26 protein-coding genes and 1 tRNA gene are annotated in these 16797 nt (G+C 28.9%); all 27 read left to right on the top strand.

Annotated elements, in window-relative coordinates:
• On the top strand, positions 1-200 hold a 200-nt coding region (locus tag J2S18_RS06195; protein WP_307484664.1), incomplete at its 5' end, for a hypothetical protein.
• Between the two features lie 97 nt (positions 201-297).
• Positions 298-849, top strand: a complete 552-nt coding sequence (locus tag J2S18_RS06200; protein WP_307484667.1) for a hypothetical protein — start codon at positions 298-300, stop codon at positions 847-849.
• Complete coding sequence (locus tag J2S18_RS06205) at positions 850-2085, top strand: DNA cytosine methyltransferase (RefSeq protein WP_307484670.1); 1236 nt, start codon at positions 850-852, stop codon at positions 2083-2085.
• Positions 2086-2196: 111 nt separating this feature from the next.
• On the top strand, positions 2197-2550 hold the full coding sequence (locus J2S18_RS06210) for a hypothetical protein (protein WP_307484672.1): 354 nt from the start codon (positions 2197-2199) through the stop codon (positions 2548-2550).
• A gap of 2 nt (positions 2551-2552) precedes the next feature.
• On the top strand, positions 2553-2741 hold the full coding sequence (locus tag J2S18_RS06215) for a hypothetical protein (RefSeq protein ID WP_307484675.1): 189 nt from the start codon (positions 2553-2555) through the stop codon (positions 2739-2741).
• Positions 2734-3012 carry a sporulation transcriptional regulator SpoIIID gene (locus tag J2S18_RS06220; protein ID WP_307484677.1) on the top strand — a complete coding sequence of 93 codons (279 nt, stop codon included), beginning with the start codon at positions 2734-2736 and terminating at the stop codon, positions 3010-3012. The genes J2S18_RS06215 and J2S18_RS06220 overlap by 8 nt, the downstream gene beginning before the upstream one ends.
• Positions 3013-3074: 62 nt before the next feature.
• Complete coding sequence (locus J2S18_RS06225; protein ID WP_307484680.1) at positions 3075-3551, top strand: DUF722 domain-containing protein; 477 nt, start codon at positions 3075-3077, stop codon at positions 3549-3551.
• A 126-nt stretch (positions 3552-3677) separates the two neighbouring features.
• Positions 3678-3751: transfer RNA gene (locus J2S18_RS06230), tRNA-Ile, on the top strand.
• A gap of 151 nt (positions 3752-3902) precedes the next feature.
• Positions 3903-4913, top strand: a complete 1011-nt coding sequence (locus tag J2S18_RS06235; protein WP_307484683.1) for a DNA cytosine methyltransferase — start codon at positions 3903-3905, stop codon at positions 4911-4913.
• Positions 4914-4931: 18 nt separating this feature from the next.
• A complete protein-coding gene (locus tag J2S18_RS06240) occupies positions 4932-5144 on the top strand; it encodes a hypothetical protein (RefSeq protein WP_307484686.1) in 213 nt (70 codons plus the stop codon).
• Complete coding sequence (locus J2S18_RS06245; RefSeq protein ID WP_307484688.1) at positions 5144-5719, top strand: tyrosine-type recombinase/integrase; 576 nt, start codon at positions 5144-5146, stop codon at positions 5717-5719. Before J2S18_RS06240 ends, J2S18_RS06245 begins: the two co-directional genes overlap by 1 nt.
• A 472-nt stretch (positions 5720-6191) precedes the next feature.
• Positions 6192-6806, top strand: a complete 615-nt coding sequence (locus J2S18_RS06250; protein WP_307484690.1) for a recombinase family protein — start codon at positions 6192-6194, stop codon at positions 6804-6806.
• Positions 6807-6836: 30 nt separating this feature from the next.
• Positions 6837-7631: a phage terminase small subunit gene (gene terS, locus J2S18_RS06255; protein WP_307484692.1), complete on the top strand. Its 795-nt coding sequence runs from the start codon at positions 6837-6839 to the stop codon at positions 7629-7631.
• Positions 7624-8973: a terminase large subunit domain-containing protein gene (locus tag J2S18_RS06260; protein WP_307484693.1), complete on the top strand. Its 1350-nt coding sequence runs from the start codon at positions 7624-7626 to the stop codon at positions 8971-8973. The genes terS and J2S18_RS06260 overlap by 8 nt, the downstream gene beginning before the upstream one ends.
• 2 nt (positions 8974-8975) lie before the next feature.
• Positions 8976-10490: a capsid protein gene (locus J2S18_RS06265; RefSeq protein WP_307484695.1), complete on the top strand. Its 1515-nt coding sequence runs from the start codon at positions 8976-8978 to the stop codon at positions 10488-10490.
• Entirely contained in the window at positions 10474-12117 is a 1644-nt protein-coding gene (locus J2S18_RS06270; RefSeq protein WP_307484697.1) for a phage minor capsid protein, read from the top strand. Before J2S18_RS06265 ends, J2S18_RS06270 begins: the two co-directional genes overlap by 17 nt.
• 4 nt (positions 12118-12121) lie before the next feature.
• Positions 12122-12313, top strand: a complete 192-nt coding sequence (locus tag J2S18_RS06275) for a hypothetical protein (protein WP_307484700.1) — start codon at positions 12122-12124, stop codon at positions 12311-12313.
• Between the two features lie 62 nt (positions 12314-12375).
• Positions 12376-12639 (top strand): hypothetical protein, encoded by a 264-nt coding sequence (locus tag J2S18_RS06280; protein WP_307484702.1) that lies wholly within the window; start codon positions 12376-12378, stop codon positions 12637-12639.
• Entirely contained in the window at positions 12639-12884 is a 246-nt protein-coding gene (locus tag J2S18_RS06285; RefSeq protein WP_307484704.1) for a crAss001_48 related protein, read from the top strand. The genes J2S18_RS06280 and J2S18_RS06285 overlap by 1 nt, the downstream gene beginning before the upstream one ends.
• Positions 12885-12977: 93 nt before the next feature.
• A complete protein-coding gene (locus J2S18_RS06290; protein WP_307484706.1) occupies positions 12978-13571 on the top strand; it encodes a phage scaffolding protein in 594 nt (197 codons plus the stop codon).
• A 22-nt stretch (positions 13572-13593) separates the two neighbouring features.
• Complete coding sequence (locus J2S18_RS06295) at positions 13594-14556, top strand: major capsid protein (RefSeq protein WP_307484708.1); 963 nt, start codon at positions 13594-13596, stop codon at positions 14554-14556.
• 11 nt (positions 14557-14567) lie between these two features.
• On the top strand, positions 14568-14852 hold the full coding sequence (locus J2S18_RS06300) for a hypothetical protein (RefSeq protein WP_307484710.1): 285 nt from the start codon (positions 14568-14570) through the stop codon (positions 14850-14852).
• 1 nt (position 14853) lies between these two features.
• Entirely contained in the window at positions 14854-15216 is a 363-nt protein-coding gene (locus J2S18_RS06305) for a head-tail connector protein (protein ID WP_307484713.1), read from the top strand.
• A 2-nt stretch (positions 15217-15218) separates the two neighbouring features.
• Entirely contained in the window at positions 15219-15545 is a 327-nt protein-coding gene (locus J2S18_RS06310; protein WP_307484715.1) for a hypothetical protein, read from the top strand.
• On the top strand, positions 15545-15928 hold the full coding sequence (locus J2S18_RS06315; protein WP_307484716.1) for a hypothetical protein: 384 nt from the start codon (positions 15545-15547) through the stop codon (positions 15926-15928). The genes J2S18_RS06310 and J2S18_RS06315 overlap by 1 nt, the downstream gene beginning before the upstream one ends.
• On the top strand, positions 15928-16314 hold the full coding sequence (locus J2S18_RS06320) for a phage tail terminator protein (RefSeq protein WP_307484719.1): 387 nt from the start codon (positions 15928-15930) through the stop codon (positions 16312-16314). The genes J2S18_RS06315 and J2S18_RS06320 overlap by 1 nt, the downstream gene beginning before the upstream one ends.
• A gap of 8 nt (positions 16315-16322) precedes the next feature.
• Entirely contained in the window at positions 16323-16790 is a 468-nt protein-coding gene (locus J2S18_RS06325) for a phage tail tube protein (RefSeq protein ID WP_307484722.1), read from the top strand.
• The last annotated feature ends 7 nt before the right edge of the window (positions 16791-16797 follow it).

Below are 16797 nucleotides of genomic sequence, written 5' to 3' on the forward strand. Positions count from 1 at the left end.
CAAATATGTTAAATTTTATTGATAACTGCCATGGAAACATAAAAGGAGCTGTAGTATTTCAAAATACAGATGTATATAATTATGCATTTATAGATGATGGTTATAAACCAACTAAGCAACAAATTAAATGGTTTGAGAGAAATAAGAAATATCTTTCAGTTGAACAAAAACAAGGATTTGAATTAATGATAAATAAATAAATAAATAAATAAATTTAATCAACTAAATATGAGAGTGATTTCAGGTATTGTTATATCTAATCATTCTCATATGAAAATCAAATGAGAAGGTGAGGACATGGATAAAAAGCAATTAGCTTATAAATATTTAATAAATAAATACTCAGAAGCTCCTAACATAGAAAAATATAAGATCCAAGATGAAATAAGAAGATTGTTTGAATTAGAAGATAAAGAAGTTAAGACAGTTTATTATACATGGAAACAAGCAGTTATAGGTACTGCAGATATTCCTACTAAGCAATATAAAGATATAAAAGCAAAAGAAAGAAAAAAGTACCAGGTTAATATAGAAGAACTAAAAGTTATATTTGAAAGATATAAAAATGGAGAAAAGGTAGATGATCTTTCAAAGGAAGTTGATGTTAGTATACAAAGTTTATTGTATGCATTTAGATACTATAAGAGAAAAGGAATTTTAAAGGGTAGAAAAAAGAAAAAGATAACTATAGATGGGAAAATAGTCAGCGAAGAAGAAATGAAAAAAATAATAAAAAGGTTAGATGCTGGTGAAGTTACTAAAGAAGTTGCAGAAGAATTGGGTGTTAAGTCAATGCTTTTAAGAAGTGCTTATGGAAGATATAAAAAGAGATTCAGAGGAGTTGATTAAATGGGATTAATAGTTGATAACTTTGCTGGTGGAGGTGGTGCTAGTACAGGAATTGAACAGGCCTTAGGCAGAAAAGTAGATATAGCAATAAACCATGATCCATCTGCAATATTAATGCATAAAACAAATCATCCGAATACAAAACATTACGAAGAAAGTGTTTGGGATGTTGATATAAGAAAAATTACTGAAGGCAAAGATGTTGATTTAGTGTGGTGTAGCCCGGACTGTAAGCATTTTAGCAAAGCTAAAGGTGGAAAGCCAGTTAATAAAAATATTAGAGGTTTAGCATGGGTTGCAATAAAGTGGGCAGGCACTGTAAGACCTAAAGTAATTATCCTAGAGAATGTAGAAGAGTTTCAAACTTGGGGACCAATTGGTAAAAATGGTAAACCTATAACTAAAGAAAAAGGAAGAACTTTTAGAAGTTTTTTAAATGCATTCAAGTATTTAGGATATAAAGTTGAATATAAGCAATTAGTAGCTGCAGATTATGGAGCACCTACTACTAGAAAAAGATTTTTCTTAATAGCTAGATGTGATAATAAACCTATAGTATGGCCAAAACCTACACATGGTCCAGGCAAAATACCATATGTTGCTGCAAGTACAATAATAGACTGGAATTTAGATGTACATAGTATATTTGATAGGAAAAAACCACTTGCAGACAATACTTTAATAAGAATTGCAAGAGGAATACAAAAGTATATCGTAGAAGAAAAACCTTTTATAGTTAAAGATAAGGCGTATTTTCTAAGTCATTATTATACGCATCAAGGTAAGGAAGTAAGATGTAGTAGTTTAAGAGAGCCTATAGCTACGATACCTACTCAAAATAGATTTGGATTAGTAGAAGTTAAGTTCCAAGATATTAATTTACCAGTAAAAGATGGAGTAGCAGCATTTTTAACTAAATATTATGGATGTGATACAGGGCAAAGCATAAATGGACCAATTCATACTATTACAACGAAAGATAGATTTGGTTTAGTTACGATTAGATCTAAGGATTATAAAATAGCTGATATTGGATTGAGGATGTTGACAGCTAAAGAATTATTCGCAGGTCAAGGATTTCCAAAGAGTTATGTCATAGATCAAGATTATACAGGGAAAAAATATCCTATAACTCAACAAAAAGCTAGATGTGGAAATGCGGTAGTACCAGCTTTAGCAAAAGCATTAGTACAGGTTAATGTACATGAATTAATAGATAATGAGATTGCTAGTTAACAAACAATACAAATAAAAGGAGAGCTTAAAAATGAAAATAGTAATTATAATAGTTGGAACAACATTTATATATTGTATGACTAAATGGATTTTGAGAAAGAAGTGAAATAAATGATAGAAGGGCAAACATGTATATTTGATTTTAATATGCTAAGTGGAGAAGAAAAACATATTAAATTCCCATACAAACAAATGATTGTAATTTTAGAAGCACTTGAAAATTTAAAAAAGGATATTGAGGAATTTGAACCAGATAACTCACTTAATAAAATTAGATTTGAAAATAAATTAGAAGAAGTTAATTACTTAATAGAAGTTATAGAAACAGGAGCAGAGTATAATTTCCATAAGCATTTAGATAAATGTATTAATAGAAAAGAAAAGAATGATGATGCAGGCATGGATGCTTTAAGTGCAGCGGTAGTTTTAAAAGAAGAAGATAAGATTAAGCAAGGAGGAAAATAAATATGTATGCTTTGTATAAAGGTGAAGAATTTTTGTGCATGGGTACTATATATCAAATAGCCAAAGAGCAAAATGTAGGAATAGGAACAATTAAGTATTATAAGACAAATGCTTATAAGAGAAAATTAGATAAGAGAAATAGTAAAAATGCAAGGATTTTAATAGAAATTGAGGAAGATGAAAATGAATAATAGAAATAAAATGAGAATAGAAAGCAGAGCTTTAGAAGTTGCACAATATATTATAGAAACAGGTAGTACTGTAAGGGCAACTGCTAAAGAATTTGGAGTTAGTAAATCAACTATATACGAGGATATAACTAAGAGGATATTAGATATAAATCCTATACTGGCAAAAGAAGCTGAAAAGATTTTAGAAATTAATAAATTAGAAAGGCATCTTAGGGGTGGAGCTGCTACTAAAAGAAAATATTTTTATAGTGAAAACCTAAGGACAAGCTAGTTGCGATGATATAATACAAGATAGAAAATATCTTGTATTATTTTTTGTTTTGAGGTGGTAGTATGACTAATAAAAATGAGTTGTTTAGAAAAGCAGAGTGGGTACTTTATGGATATAATGATTTATTATATGATATAGATTTAATAAGAGAAGATATAAGGATGACAGAAGAAGAATATCAAGGCTGTAGTGGATTAAGTTACGAAGAAAAAGGAAGTCCTACAAATGCATTTAGTAGTGTTGTAGAAAATGAACTTATCAATAAAGAAAGATTGTTAAGAGAATTAAAATTAGATTTAAATAATAAAATAAGAATGAAAAATAGAATAGAAACAGCAGTTAATAAATTAAATGGTGCTGATAAAAAAGTAATAGAATTAAGGTACATAAATAAAAGTAAATTAAATTGGAATCAAATAGGATTTGCAGTTAATTATTCGGCAGATCATTGTAGAAAAAGAATAAGAGTTAGAGCAATTAAAAAAATGATAAATACAATATTTTATGATGCAGGAAAGCAAGAAACTTTTAAAATATAAGTGTCCGTTTTAGAACCTAAGAAAGACCGACTAAGAACCTAAAAAGTATGTTAGTATGTAAACATGGTAATAGTTAATTGCGACCTCCTTTATTAGGTAATATGCAAGGGTAAAACCTTGCAACATGGAGATATAACTCAGTTGGTTAGAGTAGTGGTCTTATATGCCAAAAGGCGAAGGTTCAAATCCTTCTATCTCTACTTATTAAAAATATATATTTACCCCTCGGAGGGATTACAGAAAAAGAGCTGGTTGGGCCACTGCCCAGGCTCTTTTTTAATACCTTTAATTATTGTTACGGTTAGGTGTGTGACTAATATTAACCCAATAATAATTAAGGAGTTGATAAATTTGAAAGTAGTAAGTTTATTTAGTGGCATAGGAGCTTTTGAAAGAGCAATGTCTAATAAAAATATAGAGCATGAGATATTAAATTATTGTGAAAAAGATAAATATGCAAGTTATGCATATAGTATATTGCATAATATTGAGGAAGAAAAAAATCTTGGAGATATCTTAATTGCAAAAGGTAAAGAAGCAGATCTTATTACTTATGGATTTCCGTGTCAAGATATTAGTTTGGCTGGAAAGTGTAAGGGGATAATAAAAGGAAAAACTAAAAGCGGATTGTTATTTGAAGCGTTAAGAATAATTGAAGAAAGCAAACCAAAAGTTGCTATTGCTGAAAATGTTAAGAATTTAGTTAGTAAAATGTTTATAAATGATTTTGATGAATTAATAAAAGAATTAGATAGATTAGGATATAACTCCTATTGGAAGGTTCTTAATGGAATAAAATTTGATTCTCCACATTCTAGAGAAAGAGTTTTTATAGTTAGTATAAGAAAAGATATAGATGATGGAAGTTTTGAATTTAAAGAAAGAAATAATAAATTATTAACATTACAAAGTGTTACTGAAAAGGTAGTGGAAGAAAAATATTATTGTAAAGATAATAAATATATTAAAGAATTTACAAATTCTATTCATCAAAGGATAACTAATTTTAAGAATCCTAGTAAATTTGGCCTAATTAAAATTGGAGATATAAATAATCCTAAATTAAGAGAAATGAATAAAAGAGTTTTTTCTGAATTAGGAGCAAGCCCAACAATTGTTACTGGGTCAGATAGTATTCCTAAAATAATTCAATGCAGAGTTAGAAAACTTACGCCATTAGAATGTTGGCGTTTAGTTGGATTTAATGATGAAGACTATTGGAATGTTAGAAATGCATTAGAAAATAAGTTTTATCATGGAAAAGATATGACAGATACTCAAATGTATAAAATGGCTGGCAATAGTATTGTTATAAAAGTTGCAGAAAGTATCTTGGAAAGTTTAAAAGGAATAATTTATTAATTTAAAGGTGGTGAAGATATGGAAAAAATAAAAATGTATGTTAGATGGAAAGATAATAAAATTAAATGTGCATGTTCAATATCTTCTCCATTAATAGAAAAATGTCCTTATTTTAAATATGGAAAATGTTCAAAAGAAATTATGATGTATGATCCTTATGAAAGTATAGATAAATGTATGAAACATAGTAGTTTTAAAAGAGTTAAAGGTTCTTTAAGGCAGGTAAGGTGATGGCTAAGGTATATCCAATAAAAGATAGAAATAAAATACCAGTTATAAAAAGGATATTATTAAAAGAATCAAGAGAAAGAGATTGGATAATGATAGCTACAGGCGTTTATACTGGGTTAAGAATATCTGATATTCTTAATTTAAAAATTAAAGATGTTAGAAATAAGGATTTTATAAAAATTAAAGCTCAGAAAACTAAAAAAATAGTAAAAGTCGAGATAAGCGAAGAATTAAAATTTGAATTAAAAAGTTTTGTAAAAGATAAAAATGGCAATGAATATCTTATAAGGACTACTAAGACATTAGATAATGAAATATTAAATGAACCAATTTCGGCTACACAAGCGTATAGAATAATGAAAGAGGTTCAACATAGAGCTAAGATAAAAGACAACTTAGGAACACATTCATTAAGAAAGACATATGCATATTATTTATATCAAAACAATGATATATCTGTAGTTCAAGGAGCGTTGCAGCATGAAAATCAATTAGACACTTTAAGATATATTGGAGTAGAAGAAGAAGTTATAAATAAAGCTACTAGATCTATAAAATTCTTTGATAATTCTTAATCATGTACGATTTTTAGAAGTAGATTACTAGAAAAAAGATAAACTTATTAAAAGCATTGATATTAAAGACTTTTAATAATTTTTATTCATGTAAGAGTTCCTATAAATCGTACATAAGAAAAAATGTGTCTAAACTTAGTTATGATAAGGCTTTGAAGTGGTTTTTATTAAGTACTTTTAAAATAGTGAAAATTTTTAAAAAGCTAAATTTGTTAAATTATACCAAAGTCTAAACTTAAATATAAGAGCAAAGTTAGTATTTTCAATGCTTTAAGTCTATTAATTTAGATAAAAAAATATTATGTTCATTTAGGGTATACCTAAACAAGAACAAAAGAAAAAGAAAGAAAACTAAAGAAAATAATAAATAAATTACTCATAAACTTCTTTAAAAGTGTTCATTGTATTTGATATACCCTAAATGAACATTTATAATATAATCATAATACATTTTAAAAAAGGAATGGTAAAAATGATTTTTGGTTATGTTAGAGTTTCAACTAAAGAGCAAAATGAAAGTAGACAAGTAGAAGTATTAAAAAATTTCTGTAAAGAATTAAAAAATGAAAATATTTATATAGACAAAGAAAGTGGTAAAGATTTTAATAGATCTCAATACCAGGCTTTAAGAAATTGTCTAAGAGCAGGAGATATTCTTTTAATAAAAGAACTTGATAGATTAGGAAGAAATAAAGAAGAAGTAAAAAAGGAGCTTAATTTTTTTAAAGAAAAGAAAATAAGAGTAAAAATATTAAATATTCCTACAACTCTAATGGATTTTCCAGAAGGTAGTGAATGGATTTTTGATATGATTAATAATATTCTTATTGAAGTTCTTGGGGCTATGGCTGAGGAAGAAAGAAATAAGATAAGGTCAAGACAAAGGGAAGGAATAGAAATTGCAAAGAAAGAAGGAAAATATAAAGGTAGACCTCAAAAAGATTTACCTGATAATTTTCCTAAGTTGTATAAACAATGGAAAGATAAAAAGATAACAGCAATTCAATTTACTACTTTATTAGGTTTAAAGAGTAGAACAACATTGTATAAATATATAAAGAGATATGAAGAATTAGAGAACATTTAAGTGTTCTCTTTTATTTTGGAGGTATATTATATGGGAAGGAATAGAAGTCCTAATAGGGATAAAGCATTTGAGATATATAGAGAAAATGATGGAAGAATAACACCAAAAGAAATAGCTGATAGGCTAAATGAAAGACTTAATAATATATATACATGGAAAGTAAAAGATAAATGGGAGAAAAAGATTAAACAAGGAGCACCATTAGGTAATAAAAATGCAGTTGGTAATAAAGGCGGAGCAGCTCCAAAAGGAAACCTAAATAATTTCAAACATGGAATGTATATTGATGATTCTAAGTTTTCATCTAAGAAATTTTTAGCTAAGTATATTCCAAAAGCTACGGAAAATATAATAAATGACATTGAAAATAGTGGATTAAGTTCTTTAGATATTTTATGGACTAATATAAACCTTCAGTTAGCTGCAATAATAAGATCTCAAAAAATTATGCATGTTAAAAGTAAGAACGACTTAACTAAAGAATTAAAAAGAAGTAAAGTTAAATCTAATAATAGAGAAACTGAAAAGACTTCATCTAATTCAAAAGAAGAAGAATATGAATATGAATTACAGTTTGCATGGGATAAGCAAGCTACTTTCTTACAAGCACAAAGTAAAGCAATAAAAACTTTAGAAAGTTTAATAAATAGCTATGAAAAATTATTGTATGCTAATTGGAATTTAGTAACAGAAGAACAAAAATTAAAAGTTGAAGTATTAAAAGAGCAACTAAGTAAAAACAATGTTGGCAATGAATTAGCTACTTCAACGGCAAAATTAGATTCTATATTAGGACAAATAAAGGCAAGGAATAAAAATGAGTGATGAATACAAATTATCTGATAAATACTTAGACTTTTTAAAACATGAAGCACCAGTAGAATTTCTAGAAGGTACAACAGCAGCAGGTAAAACAACAGTAGGAATACTTAAGTTTATGTTAAAGGTTGCAAAGTCAAACAAGAAGATGCATGTTATAGCATCTAAGACAACAGGTGTATGCGAAAAGAATATAATACAAAAGGAATATGGAATATGTGACGTATTTGGAGATTTAGTCAGGTACAATGGTAATGGTGATAAGGATAATAAGATACCACATATTCTGTATCATACACCTTCAGGAGATAAAGTAATTTATATTCTAGGTTATGATAATGCTGATAAGTGGAAGATGGCTCTAGGTTCTCAATTTGGATGTGTTTTGATTGATGAGATTAATACAGCAAGTATAGAGTTTGTAAGAGAGATATGTACCAGAAATGATTACTTAATGGCTACACTTAATCCAGATGATCCTAACTTACCTATATATGATGAATTTATTAATTGCAGTAGACCATTAGAAAAATATAAAACTGATGTTCCAAAAGAAATAATGGAGCAATTAAATTCAGAACCAAAGCCTAATTGGACTTATTGGTTCTTTTCTTTTTATGATAATGCAAGTTTATCTGATGAAGATATAGAGAAGAAAAAGACAAGTGCTCCTAAAGGTACAAAACTTTATAAGAATAAGATATTAGGTTTAAGAGGTAGAGCAACAGGACTTATATTCTCTAACTTTGAAAGAAAGAATAATGTAATTACTAAAGAAAAAGCCAAGGGAATGAAGTTTGTTCAATTTACAGCAGGACTTGATACAGCATATTCTCAAAATAGTCCAGATACATTTGCATTTACTTTCTTAGGTATTACAGATAAGAAAGAGTTAGTAATAATAGATGAAGAAGTATATAACAATAAGGATTTAGAAATACCTTTAGCACCATCAGATATAGCTCCTAAATACTTTAAGTTCTTAGAAAAGAATAGAAAGAATTGGGGATTTGCTAGAGATGTATTTATAGATTGTGCTGACCAAGCAACAATAACGGAGCTTAAGAAGTTTAAGAGAACTAATGCTTGTATGTATAACTTTATTAACTCTTATAAGAAGGTAACTATACTAGATAGAATACATTTAATGCTAGGTTGGATAAATGTTAATGGTAAAGTATTTTATTATGTTGTAGATACTTGTAAAGAGCATATAAGAGAACTTGAATGTTATTCATGGAAAGAAGATAAGTATGAGCCAGAAGATGCAAACGATCATACAATTAACTCTAGTCAGTATGCATGGATACCATTTAGGAAGATGATTGGAGATTATAAGGAGGAATAGAAATGGGGTGGTTTAAGAGTATGTTAACTAATGCGGCTATAAAGTTATTAGATATACAACCTGCTATAGCTAAACCAGTAATTATAAAAGAGCCTTTATCCTTTGAAGGCAATGTTATGAAAAATAGGATGTGGTATAGAGGTGATCCGTCAGAACTAGACCAATTTTTTAAGGGTACTGTAATGGACCAAGTAAGTAGAAGTAGATTTTGGGCAGCAGTTCCAAGTGATAAATTAAATATAAGAAAAATGCATTCAGGATTACCAGCAATAATAGTTGAAACTTTAGCTGATATTGTTGTAAGTGATATAAGTAATATATCAATTGAAGATAAAGAAACATTTAAATTATGGGAAGACATAAGTAATGATAATAAGTTTTATAAGTTATTAAAAAAATCATTAATAGAAACACTTGTTACTGGTGATGGAGCATATAAGATAACTATTGATACTGATATTACTCTATATCCTATTTTAGAGTTTTATTCTGGTGAAAGAGTTGATTATACAATAAAAAGAGGTAGACTACAGGAAGTATTATTTTATACTGATTATTCTGTTAGAAATAATAATTATAGATTGATAGAAACATTTGGTAAAGGATATATAAGAAATAAACTTATAGATCAAAGAGGTGCAGAGGTTCCTTTAAATACTATTCCTGAATTATCAGAATTAAAAGATGTAACTTATGATGGTAAGTTTATAATGGCAATACCTTTAAAATTCTTTGAATCTCAAAAGTGGAGTAATAGAGGTAAATCATTATTTGATAATAAAGCAGATTCATTTGATAGCTTAGATGAAGTCATATCACAATGGATAGATGCTATAAGAAATGGTAGAGTCCAAAAGTATATACCAGAGGATTTATTGCCTAAAGACTCACAAGGGCAAATTATGGAGCCTAATCCTTTTGATAATCAATTTATAAAGATTGGTACAAGTTTAGCAGAAGATGCAAAAAATGAAATAAATATGGTACAGCCAGAAATACGTTATGAAGCTTTCATAGAAAGTTATGCTAAAGCACTAGATATGTGTTTGCAAGGTATAATAAGTCCTGCAACATTAGGTATAGATTTAAAGAAACTAGATAATGCTGAAGCTCAAAGAGAAAAAGAAAAAACTACTTTGTATACTAGAAAGAAAATAGTAGATGAATTACAAGAAGTTATACCAGAACTTATAAATACATTGATTAAAGTTAATAGCATATTTATAAGTAGAAAAGCGATTAATGATGCTCTAGATGTTACTATAGATTTTGGAGAGTATGCTTCACCGTCATTTAATGATAAGGTAGAAACTATAGGTAAGGCTAAAAACTATGGTGTTATGTCTATAGAACAGTGTGTCGAAGAATTATATGGTGATACATGGACAGAAGAAGAAAAGGAAGAAGAAATTAAAAGGCTTAAAGATGAACAAGGTCTTAATGAAGTTGATGAACCTAAGTCAGTAGATGATGAAGATTTGAATTTAGAGGATGAAGAAGATGGACAAGAAGAATAAGCCATCAAAATTAAAAGATATTCTAAATAAGTTAACCAGAAAGAAAATTAAAGATAATGCTAAGAAGGAAAGAGATAAGTCATATGATATTAGAAAGATATTCGAGCAGATGGAGCTTGATTTAATTTCTAGTATGCATAAGGCTTTTTATTTTCACAAAAAGCAGCAGGAAGATGAAGGTTTTAATTGGGAACAATGGCAACGTACTAAACTTAGAGAATTAGAAAAGTACAGAAAAAGAAATAAAAAGATAGTTGAAAGCTATAATAAGCCTATACAAGAAGCTATAGAAAGAGAAATAAAAGGTAACTTTATAAATGGTGAAGATAATGTAGAAAAACTCATAGATAAGGTTAAGGTTCAATTCCCAGAAGATATAAAGGAATCTCAAACAATTAAGGAGTATATATCCAAGGAGCTAGGAAAAGAGAGTACATCTCAAGTTGAAGAAAACTTCTTTGGTATCAATGAAAAGAAGCTTAATGCATTACAAGAAACAGTTGCAAATGATTTAAAGAAAGCACAATATTCTGTTCTTAGAAAGATGGATGATGTATATAGACAAACTATATTTAAGACTCATATGTATTTACAGAGCGGTACTAAGACAGTAAATCAAGCTATAGACATGGCAACTAAGGACTTCTTAGACAAAGGTATAAATAGCATAGTATATAAAGATGGCAAGAGAGTTAATATTGCTAGTTATGCAGAAATGTGTTTAAGAACAGCAAGTCAAAGAGCTACGTTTCTTGGAGAAGGTAAAAAGCGTGATGAATATGAAATACATTTAATAGTTGTAAGTGCACATGCTAATACTTGTAAGATGTGTGAGCCATGGCAAGGGAAAATATTAATAGATGATGTATTTTCTCATGGAACTAAAGAAGATGGTCCATATCCACTACTTAGTAAAGCTATAACAGAAGGTTTATTGCATCCTAACTGTAGACATACATTAATAACATATTTTTCAGGTATAACAAGATTGCCAACTATACCAGATGGAGCTGAAGCCATTAAACTTTATGAGAAGGAACAAAAGCAAAGATACTATGAAAGGCAACTTAGAAAGTGGAAAAGGTTTGAGGTTGGTACTTGTGATGAAGAAAGTAAGAATATAGCACATAATAAAGTAAAAGAGCTACAAAAAGCATTAAGAAAGCATATAGAAGATAATAAGCAGCTTAGAAGAAATTACAATAGAGAAGAAGCAAGAGCAGGATTAAATATTGAAGATGATAATATTAAGGCTCAAGTATTGAAGCAAAAGATTTTAAATGCTAAAATTAAAGAAATTAGAGAGTATATAAGAAATAAACAACTTTTAGAAATAGAAGAAGGTAAGCAGGGTAAACATATCTTAGGTCATAACAATTATAAAGAAGGTAGAAGTTATTTAAATATATCTTTAGAAGAAGCACAAGAATTTGTTAATAAATATGCAGGTACTGGAGAAGTAAACTTTAACAGGAAAGGTGAATGGGATAAAAAAGAGCTCATAAGCGTAAAGAAAGATATAGGTATGAATGTAAATAATAAAACAGGAATAGAAACTCATACTAATAAATTTAAAATACACTATTCTAATAAAGGAACTCATATAGTTCCAACGTTAAAGGAGTGATAGAATGAAATTATGGGAATATGTAGGCAAAAATATAAAAATTACTTGTATAGATAATCAGATAATAAAAGGAAAATGTAATGGGTATACACAAGCTTTAGATAATGATCCAGAGATAGATAGTATTTCAATAGCAAGAACTGGTTATGGAATAGAAATATATGAAAATGAAATAAAATCTATAGAGGTAATATAGAGCGCTTACTAAATTAGAAGGTGGGTGCTTTTATTATGCCTAAAATTAAGGAGGATTAGATTATGGCAAAGTATAGAAAGAAACCAGTCGTAATTGAAGCTATGCAGTTTACAGATGAAACAAAGGAAGATGTATATCTTTGGGCTAGTGAACAACAAATGAATATAGAACCTAGTTATGAAGATGGTATACCTTGTTTGAGAATACCAACATTAGAAGGTGAAATTTGTACCGTAGGTGATTATTTAATTAGAGGTATAAAAGGAGAATTTTATCCATGTAAGCCAGATATATTTAAACAAACATATGAGGAGGTAGTTGAATAATGAAATTAAATGAAACAGTAAAAATGATGAATAGTTCTGACTATAAAGAAAGATTTAGAGCAGAATATTTACAGTTAAAAATTAGAATGAATGGATTAAGCAATATGCTTAAGAAATATAAAGAAGGTAAACTAACATTTAAACCTTCTTGCTCTTATGAATTATTACGCACTCAATTGGTTTACATGGAATGCTATAAAAATGTACTTGAAGAAAGAGCAAAAGTTGAAAATATAGAATTATAAGTCTTAGAAATAAGGCTTTTTATTTTGCCCAAAACTTGCTTAAGGCACTAAAAGATGCATGGAATTATTAAGATTAAGAAAGGATTGATTAATATGGCAAATTTAAAAGAAATATTAGGTGATAGCTTTAAGAGTTTACCAGAAGATATTAAAAGTAAATATAAAGATGTTGACTTAGTTGATAGTTCTAATTATGTTGAAAAATCTAAATTTGATGAGGTTTCACAGTCTAACAAGCAATTAGAAACAGATATTAAAGACAGAGATAAACAATTAGAAGATTTAAAAAAATCAACTGGTGATAATGAAGAACTTAAAAAGCAAATTGAACAACTTCAATCTGATAATAAAAAGAAAGATGAAGATTACCAAGCAGAGCTTAAGGATTTAAAATTGACTAATGCTATTAAATTAGCTATTTCAGGAAAAGCACAAGATAGTGATTTAGTGGCTAGTTTAATTGATAAAACCAAATTAATATTAAGTGAAGACGGGAAAGTTACAGGGCTTGATGAACAGGTTAAGGGGTTAGAAGAAAATAAGGCTTTTTTATTTAAGAGTGAAGAAAATGATAATCCATTACCTGGTTTTAAATTAGGAAGTGATGGAGATCAAAAACATAATGATCCAGGTATAAGTATGAGAGATGCTATAGCATCACATATTCAATCACAAATACAAAAATAAATTTAAAGGGAGATGATTTTATATGCCAGTAACATTAGCAGAGGCAAAATTAAATGTACAAGATGCATTACAAATGGGGGTAATTGATGAATTTAGAAAATCAAATTGGATTCTAGATCATTTAACATTTGATGATGCAGTTTCACCAACAGGTGGTGGAGCAACACTTACTTATTCATATACTAGATTAAAAACACAACCAACAGCTGGATTCAGAGATATTAATAAAGAGTATTCACCAAGTGAAGTTACTAAGGAAAGACATTCAGTAGATATAAAGATATTTGGTGGTAGCTATCAAATTGATAGAGTTATAGCTAACATGGGTGGTATCATTTCAGAAGTAGAATTACAACAAGCTCAAAAAATTAAAGCAGCTCAAGCTTTATTCAATGATACTTTTATAAACGGGGATAGTGCAACAGATAGCAAAGCATTTGATGGATTAGAAAAAGCTTTAAAAGGTTCTTCTACTGAATATAATTCAGGTGAAAGTAGTATTATTGATTTATCAACATCTAAAGCTGTAACAGATAATTATACAGCATTTTTAGATATGCTAGATGAATTCCTAACTACATTAGATGGAACACCATCATTTATAGCAGGTAATACAAAACTTATATCTAAATTAAGAGCATGTGCAAGAAGAGCTAGTATGTATCAAGTAACAAAAAATGATTGGGGACAACAAGTAGAATCTTATGGGAATATACCATTTGTAGATTTAGGTACAAAGCCAGGAACTAATGAAGAAGTAGTTGCGACTGATTCTTCAAAAGGAACAACATCATTATATGTTGCTAGACTAGGTTTAGATGGATTACATGGAGTATCTATGGCAGGAGTATCACCAGTACAAACATGGTTACCTGATTTCAAAACTGCAGGAGCTGTAAAAACTGGTGAAGTTGAAATGAATGCAGCTATAGCATTAAAAGCTAGTAAAGCTGCAGGAGTATTTAGAAATATAAAAGTTAAATAGGAGGTATCGGTATGGCTAAAATAATAGCACCAAATAAACAATACACTGGCACTAGTGCTAGTGTATATTTTTGTAATGGAATTGGAGAAACAACTAATGAAGATTTAATTAGTTGGTTTAAGGAACATGGTTATAGTGTTGTAGAAGAAGATATTGCAAAAAAAGATAAGAGTATAGATGAAATGTCAGTAGAGGAACTTATAGCTTATGCAAATGAACATAACATAGACATAGGAAAAGCTACAACACAAAGTGGAATAATAGAGAAGATTAAAGCAGCAGAACAAGGTGAATAATATGTCTTATGTAGATAGTTCGTACTATAGGGATAAGTTTAAAGGGAAAATACTTTCTGGTGAAGATAATGAAAGCAAACTTGAAAGAGCAAGTGATCAGATAGATGTTTTAACTTATAACAGAATAATAGGAATAGAATTTAAGAATTTGTCTCCATTTCAACAAGATAAAGTAAAGAAAGCAATATGTTTACAAGCTGAATTTATAGAGCAATATGGTGATTTTATTAATATGCCTTTAAGTTCTTATTCTGTTGGAGGTACATCCGTTAGTTTTAATGGGAGTATTGTAAATGGAATAACTACAACTAAGGAAGTTATTAATTATATATCTCAAACAGGACTGAATAGTAGGAGGTTATAGTTATGGGTGTTAAGTTACCATTTCCTAAATGGATTTTAAATACTCCAGTAGAAGTTTATCAAACATTTATTAATGAAGATGGAGAGCCAGTAGAAATTCTTTTATATGATGGTTTATGTAATTACAATGAAAAGAGTAAGCAAACTTTAGATGCAGAGCGCAGACTTGTAACCTTAAGTGGTAAAGTTATTATTGAAGGTGATATTAATCCAGGTAAATTAATAGAAGGATTTATTAAAATCGGAGAACTTAAAAAGGATATTTATAAATCTTCAAGACCAAGGAATCCAGATGGTTCTGTATTTAGCACAGAATTGGAGCTTATCTGATGAAAACTAAAGTAACAATAAAATTAGATAGGGCAAAGATAAATACAATAGTAAATGCTAAAAATAAGGCTTTAGAGGAAACTACAGAGGCTATATTAAGTGATATTAAGACAAGTGCTGTAGTTCCTAAAGATACTGGAGAACTTGAAAGAAGTGGTTTTGTTGATTTATCAAGGATAGATTCTGGAGCAACATCCATAATTTTTGATACACCATATGCAAGAAGATTATATTGGCATCCAGAGTATAACTTTAGGCAAGATAAAAACATAAATGCACAAGGTAAATGGATGCAGTCTTATATTGATGGAGATAATAAAGAATTTGTTGTTAATGCATACAAAGAAAATTTAAAAAAATTTAGCAAAGGATTGATTAAATAATGTTGCTAAGTGAAGTAAGAGAATATTTAAAAAGTAAAATAGAATGTCCTCAATGGTATATAGGAAAGATTGATGCAACTAAAGAAAAGTGTATAGGGATTTATAGTATAAGAGGTCCTAAAAGTCATATAGCCTTAGGTGGTTTAGCAAATACAAGCTATTCTACTAAGGCTATTTCTATATTAGTCCATTGGGGCAATAATGCTAATAAAGCAGAACAAAAAGCACAGGATGTATATAATAGTTTATTTGGTCAAAATGCTATCATAGGTGGCAAGCGAGTAATAGATTTTAATATGAAAACTACAGAGCCTATAAGTGTTGGAACAGATAAAAATGGTATATACGAATATGTGATAGAAGTAAATATAATACATGAAAGGTAGGTAATATAATGGCAGGATTTGAAGGAGTATTTCCAGTATATAATCTTAAATTCAAAATAGGAACAAAAGGAAAAGCAAGTACCGAAAAAGAAATGGTTGAAATAGCAGACATGGAGAATTTCGGTATAAAGATAGATGGTAAGGTGCAGGACTGGACACCTATGAATACGGCAGGATGGGCTAGAAATTTAATGACAGGAAAAGCCTTTTCTTTATCTCTAAAAGGTAAAAGACATGTAGGTGATCCAGGTAATGATTATGTTGCAGGTGTTGCTTGGAAAGATGGATTAGATTGTAGTTCAAAAGGTGCTATAGAATTTCCAGATGGTTCAAAACTTGCATTTGATTGTGTAATTGATGTTAAGAATGTTGGTGGAGATGATAGTACAAAGGTTGCACCACTTGAATTTGATTTAAAGGGTGATGGTAAACCAACATATACACCAGGAACACCATCATCAGAATTAAGTCATTAGGAGGATA

This window comes from Eubacterium multiforme (assembly GCF_030813415.1).
GTDB classification, from domain to species: Bacteria; Bacillota; Clostridia; order Clostridiales; family Clostridiaceae; genus Clostridium; species Clostridium multiforme.